General features: G+C 65.0%; 9 protein-coding genes. 8 read left to right on the forward strand and 1 reads right to left on the reverse strand.

Annotated features, from left to right (window positions below):
• Position 1: 1 nt before the first annotated feature.
• Genes Q0071_RS01640 through Q0071_RS01650 form a run of 3 tightly spaced genes read left to right on the forward strand, consistent with a single transcriptional unit; the run spans position 2 to position 6905 of the window.
• Positions 2 to 1957 (forward strand): hypothetical protein, encoded by a 1956-nt coding sequence (locus tag Q0071_RS01640; protein WP_298164584.1) that lies wholly within the window; start codon positions 2 to 4, stop codon positions 1955 to 1957.
• Complete coding sequence (locus tag Q0071_RS01645; RefSeq protein ID WP_298164586.1) at positions 1954 to 4413, forward strand: hypothetical protein; 2460 nt, start codon at positions 1954 to 1956, stop codon at positions 4411 to 4413. The genes Q0071_RS01640 and Q0071_RS01645 overlap by 4 nt, the downstream gene beginning before the upstream one ends.
• On the forward strand, positions 4410 to 6905 hold the full coding sequence (locus Q0071_RS01650; RefSeq protein ID WP_298164588.1) for a hypothetical protein: 2496 nt from the start codon (positions 4410 to 4412) through the stop codon (positions 6903 to 6905). The genes Q0071_RS01645 and Q0071_RS01650 overlap by 4 nt, the downstream gene beginning before the upstream one ends.
• A gap of 12 nt (positions 6906 to 6917) precedes the next feature.
• Here Q0071_RS01650 and Q0071_RS01655 read toward each other — a convergent pair whose 3' ends face one another.
• Positions 6918 to 7229 (reverse strand): hypothetical protein, encoded by a 312-nt coding sequence (locus tag Q0071_RS01655; protein WP_298164590.1) that lies wholly within the window; start codon positions 7227 to 7229, stop codon positions 6918 to 6920.
• Positions 7230 to 7515: 286 nt separating this feature from the next.
• Here Q0071_RS01655 and Q0071_RS01660 point away from each other — a divergent pair, with 286 nt between their 5' ends.
• The 5 genes from Q0071_RS01660 (at position 7516) to Q0071_RS01680 (ending at position 12356) form a co-directional block, all read left to right on the forward strand.
• Entirely contained in the window at positions 7516 to 8265 is a 750-nt protein-coding gene (locus tag Q0071_RS01660) for a Bro-N domain-containing protein (RefSeq protein ID WP_298164593.1), read from the forward strand.
• Positions 8262 to 8468 (forward strand): hypothetical protein, encoded by a 207-nt coding sequence (locus Q0071_RS01665; protein WP_298164595.1) that lies wholly within the window; start codon positions 8262 to 8264, stop codon positions 8466 to 8468. Before Q0071_RS01660 ends, Q0071_RS01665 begins: the two co-directional genes overlap by 4 nt.
• 107 nt (positions 8469 to 8575) lie before the next feature.
• On the forward strand, positions 8576 to 11239 hold the full coding sequence (locus tag Q0071_RS01670; RefSeq protein ID WP_298164597.1) for a hypothetical protein: 2664 nt from the start codon (positions 8576 to 8578) through the stop codon (positions 11237 to 11239).
• A gap of 25 nt (positions 11240 to 11264) precedes the next feature.
• The gene (locus tag Q0071_RS01675; protein ID WP_298164598.1) at positions 11265 to 12104 is read left to right on the forward strand and encodes a hypothetical protein; all 840 of its coding nucleotides are present in this window, start codon (positions 11265 to 11267) and stop codon (positions 12102 to 12104) included.
• 3 nt (positions 12105 to 12107) lie between these two features.
• Positions 12108 to 12356: a hypothetical protein gene (locus Q0071_RS01680; protein WP_298164601.1), complete on the forward strand. Its 249-nt coding sequence runs from the start codon at positions 12108 to 12110 to the stop codon at positions 12354 to 12356.
• Positions 12357 to 12359 lie beyond the last annotated feature (3 nt).

The raw sequence follows: 12359 nt of genomic DNA on the forward strand, positions 1-12359 counted from the left end.
CATGGCGGGATGGTTCACGAGCCGGATCAACGCGAGCGTGGTGCCGGCCGCGCCGGTGGCCGAGCCGCAGGGCATCGGGGAGACGGTTTCAGCGCTGGGGCGGACGGCGGGCGGCATCCTCGACCAAAATCGCCAGACTGAAATCCAGACGGACAAGATCGCCACTGCCATTGCCGAGCGCGAGAAGGCGCGCCAGCAGGATAAGGCGAGTAGTGGATTTGGGGTCGACTATCAGGCGAGCGAGGGGGACTTTGAGCGCTACTATACCGATGTGCGTAATGACCCGGATGCCTACAGCAAGATCGACGCGCGGATCGAGACGGACAAGGCAATGCTGCGGGCAAAGCTGGGCAACGATCAGGACTTGATTAACCACTGGAACCCGATCCTCGAAAAAATGGCGCAGTCGCGCAGAACGCAGGCGTACCAATACATTGCGCAGGTGAATGCCAAGGCAAGCGCCATGGCGGCGGACCAAGCCCTGACGCTGGCAAAGGACAATGCCAGAGCACACCCGGAGCGCATGGAGGAGTTTGCGGCGGCAGAGGTCACGCGCGTTACCGGGGATAGCACGATCCCGGCTGCGTGGCGGCCGGGCGTTGCGGCCTCGACGGCGGCGGCAATCAGGATGGAGGGGCTGACTTCTTCCGTTCAGAACGGAAACAGTGATTGGGTGGAAAAAGCGCTCGATACGGGCGCGTTCGATGGAAAGTTGCCGGACGGTGCGATTCCGAGGCTGAAGCAGATGATTGAGGCATCGCGCGGCGCAGTGCTGGCGACAGCCAAGGAGCAGGTGCAGACGTGGGAGCAGCGCGCGGCGGATGGCCTTACGCTGAGCGAAGGCGATATCGCGCAGGCGGCGGCGGCGCGGGACCGCTTCCGCGCGGGGGGCGACACGTCCACTGCCGAGAAGCTGCAGGGCCTGATCGCGGACAACGTGTTTGCCAAGCAATACGAGGGCATTCTGCCGACCCGATTGCAGAATGATCTGGCGACGCTGGCGGGGAAAGCGGATCAGAACGAGGCGGACCTGCGCCAGATTGCGTGGCTGCGCAAGCAGATCGGGCCGCGATCCGAGGCGTTCCGCGCGGACCCCAAAGGGTTCTTCACCAAGTATGGCAGCGCGGCCAGTTTGCCGCCGCCGCTCAATCTCGATGATCAGGCATCGGTTGATGCGACGGCGCGATGGGCGCGGGCGCGGACGCTGGAAACAGGCATCCCGATTTCACCCATCGACGCCAACGAAGCGTTCATGCTCAAGGAGCAGGCGCGGCAGGGGGTGCAAGGCCGGGGCGCGGTGCTGGCGAAGCTGGACCGGTTCCCGGATGATGTGCGCGCAGCGGCGGCGGACAAGATCATGCCGAACGATGCGATGTTCCAGCAAGAGGCGCAGATGCGGCCCGATGCGCGCGGCTTTGTCTATAACGGGCGCAAGGTGTTGGAGGCCGACAAGAAGTTCCTGACCCCCGACAAGGAAAAGGCCCCGAATGCTGTGCAGCTGATCGGCGTAGCCAATCACGAGATGGATATGGCGCTGCGCGCCGTCCCGGCGGATAATCGCAATGCGATCAAGCAGACATCGGGGCAATGGCTGGCGGGGTGGCTGGCGGAGCACGGGCGGAGTGTGGATACGCTGACGCCGAGCGATATCCGGCTTGCATCGCAGGCGGCGCTGGGCGGCCGCTTTGTTGGCGGGCGGCAGATCGGCGGGATCGCGCATGCGCGTAACGACACGCCCTTCGTGCTGCCGGACACGATGAGTGAATTGGACTTCTGGCACAGCGTGGACCGGGACGCTGGGGCAAGGAAGCCGGATGAGCAACCGGCGTTCTCGCTGCGGCTTGCCGCGCCGGTGTGGATCGGTGGAGGGCACTACCGGTGGGAAACAGCAGCGGGCCGGATCGTGACGGACAAGAGCGGGCGTGACTATATCAGCGCCGTGGTGCCGGGCCGATGAGTGTCCTATCGGTCATCCAGCCTACCCCGGAAGAGGCACAGGCGCGGCCGCAGCAGGCGGCAACGCCATATGACGATCTGAAATCGACGGGATGGCTCGACAGCACCGGATCGCAAATCAACCTCTCGGTAGACGACGATCCCTTGATCGATGAAATGCGCCGCCGCCGAGTATCGGTTCCTGTGGTCAACGCGGTCGCCAAGGCGATGGGGAAATCAGCGACATTTGGCTACGTATCGCCATGGAAGGCGGCGTGGAGCATGCTGCCGATGGCAGGCAAGGACACGACGGATTACGACGCCGTGCAGCGGGATATTGACCTGCTGCGGCAGCAGGGGCGCCTGCCCGAAGGCGTGCCGACGAACCTTGCCGCTGCGCAACAGGCAGCGGCCAATCGCGGCGACGGGCACCTGCGGGATAAGATCATTGCGAGCCAAGGGCCGTTCAGTGCGCGGCTTGCGGGCGGCCTGATTGGCGGGCTGGCCGACCCGGTGCAGACCGGGCTGGCAATTGCGACGGGCGGGCTGAGCAGCGAGCTTTCAGTTGGCCGCGCGATCCTCATGGAAGGGTTGGTGAACGCGGCGGGGGTGGCGGTGGAGCTGCCGGCGATGGCGGCGGTGCGGGCGCGACGCGGCGAGGAGGTGACCGCGGGTGATGCCGCGATGGAAGTCGGAACCGCATTTGCCTTTGGGGCGGTGGCCGGCCTTGGCCTGCGCGGCGCGGGGGCTGCCTATCGCGCTGGGCGGGAGGCGCTGGCGATCCCGGAACGGACCAACCCGGTGGCGGTGGTGAAGGCGTTCGCCAAGGCGGTGCCGGAGCAGCTGCGCACGCCGGAGCAGATGGCGGCGGTGGACGTGATCGAGCGGGACGCCGATGTGCAGGGGCGCAATCCGTTTGATGAGGAAGGAGCGGACGCGCACCGTGCCAAGATCGATGCGGCGCAGCGCGCGATTGTGGAGCCGCCGCCATTGCCATCGCGCACGGGCGCCAGCGCAGCGACACGCGCGCCGATCACGGGCGATGCCAACGGCGCGGTCGATGCCTATATGGCGGCGGCGCGACGGCAGGAATCGAGCGGAAGCGATACAGCGGCGAATCCGCGATCGAGCGCTACCGGGCGATACCAGTTCACCGATGGCACGTGGGTGCATTATTACCACAAGACGTTTCCACAAAGCGGCATGACGCGCGCGGCGATCCTGCAGCGCCGCCTAGATGGCGAGACGCAGGACCGGGTGATGCGGGTGTTCACCCAGGACAATGCGGCGTTCCTGCAACGCATCGGAGTGGAGCCGGACCCCGGTAACCTCTATGTTGTGCACCATCTTGGGCAGGGCGGCGCTGAAGCCGTCCTGCACGCTTCGCCTTCAGCACCGCTGAGCGCACTATTGCCCCAAGAAGTGATCGTAGCGAACCCGCATTTGCGGACCATGACGGCGGGGCAGTTCGTGGACTGGGCGGCTGAGCGCATGGGTGGACGTGGAAGCGGCGGTGCGATGCGTGTTGCGGCGAGGCCGGATGCCATGCCGGACGAGGCGAGTGCGATCCGAACTGCGGCAGACTATCCGGACCCGATCAGGCCGGAGGTACCGCAACTGCGGCGCGATGCGTTCCCGGACGAGACAAGCTGGAATATCGCCCAAGCCAAAGTGGAAGCGGACACGCTGGGGCTGCCGGAGCCGAGCATGGCGCAGGCGAGCATTGCGCGCAGCCTCGATCCCGGCACATTCCGCGATTACAAGGCGCTGCAAATTCGGCGGGAGCTTGACCTCGATCTGCTCCAGCGCCTTGGGGGTGAGCGGCAAGCGCTACCGCAGGTGCGAGAATTGCAGGACCGTATTGACACGATCCTGACCAAGGTGGGCGGTGTTGAGAGCCGGTTGACCAATGTGGCAGCGGCGCGCCTCGACGAAGCGCGGGCAAGCCTGAAGCAAATGCTGAGCAGCGATACGCCATACATGCAGCTGGTGCGGCAGCGGCTGCTTAAGAATGATTTCAGGATGCGCGATCTGGCGCCGAAGGTTGCAGAGGCCAATCGCCGTGCGGCGGACATGGTGCCGGAAACAGCGCTAGAACAGGCACCCGCACCGCCACTGCGCGAAGAGGGCTTGGCCAGCGTGGAAGGGCGCGGCGCGCCGCCATTGGGCCCAATCGCCGAGCGTACGGGCGGCGCAGCGGAAGGCGCGGCGGTGCGCCCGATCGCGCCGCCTGACCTGCGCCAGGACGCGTTGCCGATGGCTGATCACATGACGGCGAAGTTTGCCGATCCGGCGGCAGCGGAGATCCGCGCGCAAGCGGACGGGCACACGCACGATCTTGAGGGTGAGCGCGAGGCAGGAGCGTGGCGCGAAGTGGCGTTCGGCACTGGCGCGCCGGTACCAGAAAGCATCGCGCAGGCGCTTGGCCGGCTCGACGATGAAGACATGGCCCTCAAAGCCCTGAAGGACTGCCTATGAGTTTCCTGCAATGCCTGACCAAGCTGCGCGCCGAAGGGGTGATAGACCGCGAGCGGGCTGACCGGTTCCGGCAGGAATTCGAGCGGCTGAACGGCGAATATCGCAAGACGATGGATGCGGTGAGCGCGGCGGACCTTGCGGGGCGCGACGCGCTTTCGGCGCTGGAATGGCAGGCGCTGACCGACCGGCGGCAGAAAACGATGGCGATCAAGGTGCAGCAAGGGCTGCTGGACGATCTTGAGGCGCACCTGACCGGGGGCGGCAATGCCAAGCACTTCGTTGACGGGCTGATGGACCATCACGAGGCCGCGCCGGGGATGGCATCGGTGGACAATACACGCTGGGCTATGGAGAGCCTTGCGTGGAGCCGGATGGGAGACTTTCTGAGCCGGTACAAGCGCGACCTGTTGGGGCGGCTGCGCAATGCGGGCGAGCTGGACGACGTGGTGCGGGCACTGCGCGGCGAAGCGGTGGACAACCCCGATGCGGTGCAAGTGGCTGAAGCGGTAGCGGACACGATGGAATGGCTGCGCCAGCAATTCAATGCGGCGGGTGGCGCGATCCCGAAGCTGGACAACTGGGGCCTGCCGCAGACGCATGACGCGCTGGAAATTGCCAAGGCCGGGTACGAGCTGTGGCGTGATTTCATTCGCCCACAGCTTGACTGGGCGCGGATGATCGATGCGGAGACCAATCTGCCGTTCGCGAGCGAGGATGCGCTGGAACCGGCGTTGGTTGCGGCGTGGAAGAACATCACGAGCAACGGCCTCGACAGCGCAACGCCCGGCGCGTTCAACGGGAATGGCAAGCTGGCAAACCGGCGGAGCGATCACCGGTTCTTCGTGTTCAAATCGGCGGACGACTGGCTGGCCTATAATGACCGGTTCGGCACAGGGAACGTGTTCGACGCGATCACGGGCCATATCAGCAGCATGAGCCGCGACATTGCGGCGATGCGCGTGCTGGGGCCGAACCCGGATCATACCGTGCGCTGGCTGGCGGACATGTTGCGCAAGGATGCGCTGCCGACCATGGAGGCCGGGCGCAAGGTGAAGCTGGCGGGCGAAGCGGGACGGGCGGCTAAAATCCTGCAGAACACGTGGGACATGTATTCGGGCGAGCTGGGCCGGATCGCGCCTGAGAACCGCTCCACAGCGCGGTTCTTCAGCGGCGTGCGCAACTGGAACGTGATGAGCAAGATGGGCAGCGCCGCGCTTTCCGCGCTGCCGACCGACCCGATGTTCACGGGCATGACGGCCAAGTTCAACGGCCTTTCCGTGATCGATGAGATGCACAATTACGCGAAGCTGATCGATCCGAGCGATGCCAGCTATCGCGATGCGGCGCTGCATTCGGGGTTGGTGTTTGCCGAAATGACGGGGCGAGCCGAGCGCATGTGGCGCGACGGGCAGTTCAACACGCACGAATTCACCAAGCGGGGGGCGGATGCGCTGCTGCGGACGACGCTGCTGACACCGCATACGGTGGCGATGAAGCAGGCGAATGGACTGAGCTTCATGAAGGAATGGGCCGAGCATATCGACCAGAGCTTTGGCGATCTGGCGGAGCCGAAGCGGATGGCGCTGGAGCGATACGGCATCAATGGCAAGGACTGGGACCGGCTGCGCGGGGTCGGCCCGGTGGAACAAGGTGGCCTCCACCTGCTCCGGCCGGGCGATCTGGCGCGGACGGGCGATGCGGATGCGCTGGCGACGGCAATTAAGTTCATGAACCTGATCGACAGCGAGACCAAGTTTGCCGTGCCGGGCGAAAGCCTGCGGGCGCGCACGGCGGTGGCGACGCTGGGGCATTCGGTGCGGATGGAGCGGGGCACGATCGGCGGCGAGTTGCTGCATTCGGCCAACCAGTTCAAGACATTCTCCGTGATCTGGATGATGACGCATCTGGAGCGGGCGGTGTATGGCCGGGGCGGGATGGGCCGCCTGCAGTATGCGCTTTCGCTGCCGATCTTCCTTACGCTGGGCGGCTATCTGGCAGATACGATGATCGACCTTTCTAAGGGCGAGAACCCGGCGCTGGAAGTGACGCCGATGCGGCTTGGCCGGGCGATGGTGCGTGGTGGCGGGCTTGGCATTCTGGGCGATATCGCGGCGCAGAGCATGGCAGGGCAGCGCGGGACAACGGGGCCGATTTCCGGGTTCTTCGTGGGGCCGACGATGGGGGCGGTGGTGGACCCGATTGCCGCGCTGACACTCGGCAATCTGGGCGAGGCGGGCCAAGGCAAGGAAACGCACCTATCGAGCGAGCTGGTGCGGCAGATGCGGCAGGCCACGCCGGGCAGCAATGCATGGTATGCGCGGGCGGCTGTAAACCGCCTGCTGCTGGACCAGCTTCAGGAAATGGTGGACCCGCATTACCGGCAGAGCTTTCACCGCATGGCGCGCGCGGCGCAGGAGCGCGGATCAACCTATTGGTGGGCGCCGGGCGATGTGACGCCGGGGGCATCGCAGCCGGAAGCGGCGAGGCAGTGAGTAGAGATAGGATCAATCATGGTCGGGATCTGCGTCCTGCCGCATGCGGGCCTGCGCAGCGACCTGATCATAGAGCCCGCCCGCATAGTATCCGGCCAATGCCCCAAAGTGCGCCATGGCCGGGGGTATCACCAAAACGATCAGCGCGGACATCGCGGAATCGATAACTAGGATTTGCTCGACAAGGCCAAGCAGCGACGCAGCCAAGGCGTTGGCGGCGAATACCAGACCAAAGATGTGGGGATCGGAAATGCCACGCCGCAGGTTCCAGCCAAAGAAAGCGGAGAGCAAAAACGCGATAACTGCAAAGGCAACAAAGCCCACGGTCATATTCCCTTGCCCGGCGAGTCGATGGGGAATATAGCGACGGAGCTGCGGGGAGTCTCGCAGTAGGGATTGGTCTCCCTGTATGCAGGCGCTCCCCGCGCCAAGCACCCCGCTTCGGCGCGGTTTCTTATGGTCGGGCGCGTCGTGAGCACCTCCAGGTGCGCCGTTCCTGCATCGGTAAGACCAATCATGGCGCGTCCGGCCACCAAAGGGTGTCGTTTAAAACGACACCCTTTCGGGGATTGGTCTCTCAGGGGGCCGGGCGATCTGCAGGAGATCGACCATGAATGCCTTGCTGTCCTACCAATTCGATGAAGAGCCCGTCCGCGTCGTGATGATCGCGAATGAGCCGTGGTTCGTGGCGAACGACCTCTGTCGGGTGCTGAGCATCGCAAATGCGCGACATGCGCTGGCGCGTCTCGATGATGACGAAAAGGGTGTAACCACCAGTGACACCCTTGGTGGCGTGCAGGAAATGAACGTCGTTTCAGAGAGCGGGATGTACGCGCTCGTGCTGGGTAGCAGAAAGCCCGAAGCGCGCCGCTTCCGCAAATGGGTAACCTCGGAAGTCTTGCCCGAGCTGCGGCGCACGGGCCGATACCAGATGCATGATATCGAGCCGCCACCAACGGAAGCGATGGATTACGACCCCGTGCGACTGACCGCCGGGGTGACCGTGGTGCGCGAGGCGCGGCGGTTGTTTGGCCCGCGCGCGGCGCGGGGGCTGTGGGTGCAGGTGGGGCTGCCGCCAGTGATCGCAGACAGCGAGGCGCTGTTTGACGGGGACCCGCTGGCGGTGCCGCTGAAATCGTGGCTCGAACCCCGCCAGTTCTGCACGGTGACCGAAGCGGCGGCGGGCATCGGCCTTGCTGGCACGGACCAATCCACCCGGCACCGCATCGGCCAGGTGCTGCGCATGTGGGGGTGGCGGCCCAAGGTGCGCAAGCAGGACGGGCGGAGCGCGTGGGTGTTCGAGCGGCCGCTTCCGCTGCGCGTGGAAATGTCTGCCTGCGAAGAGGGAGGCGCGGCATGAAGCTGGACCATGAAAGCCGGGCGCACCGGTTTCTCGATTCGATGACCGTGGTGCAGGCGATGCTGGCGCAAATGCCGCCGGACAGCGACCTGAAAGCGGAGGGGCTGCACCAGCTGTTCTCGCTGCTTTCCGACGAGGCGCGGGTGGTGGTGGTGCCGTTTCGCATGGGGGCGAACGATGATGATGATCCCGGCGGTAGTTGACCCAGTGTTATCCATCCGATAACAGAACCGCACCGGGGACCTCGCTCCAGCCCGTCCCGGCCTTTACCGCTCGCATGGCGTGAGCGCGATCAGGTCGGGCGCTTCTCATGACGGTATCTTCGGCGGTCCTTTCCCATAGCTACGTTCCGGGCGCGGCCATGCTGGCGGAATCGCTGGCGGGCCTGATTGCCATGCAGGCCAGCGAGCTGGTGGTGACCGACCCGGATGGCGTGGTGCAGGTGCCGGGCACCGATTACGAGATTACCGGCAACCTGCGCACCGGGGCGGCATCGATCCGCACGCTGCGCGCCTATACGGCGGGCGTGCAGCTGACGGTGACGCGCAAGACGAGCCGGGTGCAACTGACGCAGCTGAGCCCGACGCAGCCGCTGCCGGCGAAGAAGATCGAGGACGAGCTGGACCGGCGCGCGCTGATCGAGCAGGAGCAGGATGCGTTTGCGGCCGATGTCGCGCTGCGTGCCATTCAGGGCTTGCCGGGCCAGACGGGGCTGGCGCTGGATACTGCGGACCTGCTGGACGGTGATATCCTGCAATATCGCGCGGGCAAGCTGCGGCGGTTTGATCGCAGCCTGTTCGCGGGCAAGTTCTATGCCGGGGGAGCGACCGGCGAGCTGGTTCCGGCCAGCGGCACGGGCAACGATAACGCCCTGCGCGGTGACCTTGCCAGCACCATCGGCGACCTGCTGATCAAAGTGGGCGACAAGACGCTGCATGAGGTGCTGGGCAATCCCAATGCCTTCCGGCTTACGGGCCTTTCCGGGGTGAACGGCCTGCCTGCCGCCGCACCCGGCACGGATGAAAGCGTGCTGCTGGCGCAGGCCATGTATCTGATGAATTTCTGGCGCCGGCCATTGATCATCGACCGCACCATTCAGGCCATCAGCTTTACCACGGTGAGCGGCTACTGCGTTGTGGTTTGCGAGGAAGATTGCTTCATCGAATTCACCGGCGGGACAACCGGCTTCCGCGCCGAGAACACCTATGCCGCCGTGGGGAGCTGGACCGGGGCTTTCGTGCCCGCGCAATCGCCGGTGGGAAGCGGCGCGATTGTCAGCACCGTGCCGGTGGACGCGGCATCTTATGCTGCGCTCAACGTGGGTGACCGTGTGTTCCTGGGCGATAGCGTGCCCAATACCTTCACCTACAACGCCAATTCGACTTCACTGGCGGACTGGGCGCAGGTCATCGACAAGACCGGCGGCAACACGCTGTGGTTTGACCGGACCATCGACGAGGCGGCGCTCTATGCCGCCACCGGCACGATCTACAAGGTAGACCAGAACGAATGCGTGCTGGACATCAAGGTGCGCGGCGAGAAGACGCAGGTGCGCGAGGCGGTGCGCATCGAGGGCTATATCTGCGCGCGCGGCAAGGTGCGGGTGGAAGGCAATTCGAGCCGGGGCTTCATGCCCGTTTCCTGCTACATGCCGGTGTTCGAAATCTTCGCGCGGGATCTGCGCGATGATGAAAGCGCCAACTGCTATGGCTATGGCTGCTCGCCCTTCGGCGCGACCGTGGACGGCTACTACAAGATTTATGCCGAGGAATGCCGGCATGCCTATACCGATGGCATCATCGGCGGTGTGGCGGCAGCTGCGCGGATGCGGCAGGGGGTGTGCCGCCGCAACACCGTTACCGGCGTGGCGGTGCGCTGCACGGCGGCAAGCTGGGATACGCACCCCAACAGCAAGGGCACCCTGTTCATCAACATCGTGGCGTGGGGCACGCATTCGGTCAGCCCCGGGCAGACGATCAACGGCCTGAACTGGGCGATGCAGGTGCGCGGCAATGATGTGACGGTAGACGGTTTCACGACCGATATCCGGCAAGGCATCATTTATGTCGGCTATGCAGTTGTCAGCCGCGCCAGCGTGACGGAAGTGAAGAATTTCACGCACCAGTGCAACTTCCCCGGTGCGTATGCCGGCCTCAATTCGATGATTTCGGTGGGGTTTTTCTCCAAGACCGGAACGGGCACGCATACCTTCATCTGCCGCAATTCGAGCATCCACAACTTCACGACGACGGGCGGCGGGTGGACCGGGCGCTTCGTGGATTGCGAGATCGACCGGACCACGACGGCCTCGAGCATGGCGGGCGACAGCACTTGCCGGTTCGAGCTCGAAAACTGCGAGCTGATTTCGCCCGGTTCCCTCACCATCGCGGGCGGCTATGTGTTTCGCGGCGGCCTGATCCGCATCGCCAATTCGGGCGGGCTCAACCTGATCGACGGCGCGGATGTGACGGCGATCAACGTGGGGATCGAGCGGCCAGCGCTGCTGACCTCGCTCAACAAGGCCTTTGCCTACACGACGATCGCAGCGGGCACGGTGAAATTCCAGCACGCGGGCCTGTGGATCAATTCGCCGAACGATGCGGCGCGCAGCGTGCGGCCGTTTGCCGATCTTTCCACGGGCGGCGCGGTGACGGTGAAGAGCCTTGCCATTCCGGCCGAGTTTCGCGGGACGGCGACCAAGGGCAATGCCGACGTGACGCTGCAAGTGGGCGTGGATGAGTATCAGCAGACGTTCAACACGGCGCTGACGGCCGCGCGCACCATCACGCTCAAGAAGAAGGGCGCGACGTCCGGTGACAGTTTCTATTTCACGCGGCCGGCGGGCGGCGCTTTCGCGCTTTCCATCATCAACGACACGGCCGGAGCAACGATCCTCACGCTGGCAACCGGCGAAGCGGGCATCGCGATGTTCAACGGGGTGGACTGGTTCCTCGTGATCAAGGGCACCTGCTGACGCGGGCCGAACAGGAGAAGACTTCATGCGTCTACGGATTTTGATGATGATCGCGCTGGCGGCGCTGCTGCTGCCGGGGGCAGCGCTGGCAGGCATCGCCTATCCCACCAACGTGGCGGGCACGTTTGCCGATGCGGCGGTGAACCTGCAATGCGACGCCAGCGGCATCAACTGCCAGCCTGTGACGACGGCAAACCCTGTGCCGGTGGCGGCGACGGGCAACGTGGCGGCAGGGGCCACGGACAGCGGCAACCCGGTGAAGGTGGGCGCGATCTACAACGCGACCCGGCCGACCTATACGACGGGCCAGCGCGGGGATCTTCAAGTTGATACGCGCGGCAGTCTGGGCGTGGCGCTGTTCGGCTTCAACGGTGCGACCGGCGTGACGGCCGCCGCGCCCAGCTCGGACGGCTTTGCCACTTCGAATACTGGCCTTGCCACCCAAGCCTTTCCCTATGCCTTCAACGGCACCACGCTCGATCGCGTGCGCGGGGATACGAACGGGCTTGTCGTGCAGCCGGGGCTCTCCTCGACATACTGGAGCTATGCATCGGCTGCTGGCGGCATCGTATCCAGCACCGCAGACGTTGCCATCGCGGCGGCGCGCGGCGCGAGCGTACGAAACTACGTCAAATCGCTGACCATCTCGCATGACACGCTGGGAGCTGCGACCGAAATTGTCGTCAAGGACGGCACGACTGTCATCTATCGCGGCAAGTTGCAGACGACTGCCATCGAGGGTGGGAGCGAGCTGATCTTCGACCCGCCGCTGCGCGGAACTGCAAACACGGCCGTCAACGTCGCGCTGATTTCATCGGTGACCGGAGGCGTCTTCGTGAATGCCACCGGATGGACGGGGAACTGAGCCATGGATGACAACGCCGACGCCCCCGCATCTGGCGAGCATGTGCGGACGATCACCGATGAGGACGCCAAGGCGATTGCCGCCGCGCTGCTGACCGAAGCGACCAAGCAGGTGCTGATGGCGACGGGGCGCGGTGTGTGGAGCACGATCAAGGCGCTGGTGTTCCCGCTGCTGATCGGCGTGGTCATCTGGTGGGCCGCGACCAAGGGCACGCAGATCGAGGTGCCCGTTCATATCAAGCAGGTGAGGTGAGGC

It is taken from the genome of Novosphingobium sp. (assembly GCF_027486195.1).
GTDB lineage: Bacteria > Pseudomonadota > Alphaproteobacteria > Sphingomonadales > Sphingomonadaceae > Novosphingobium.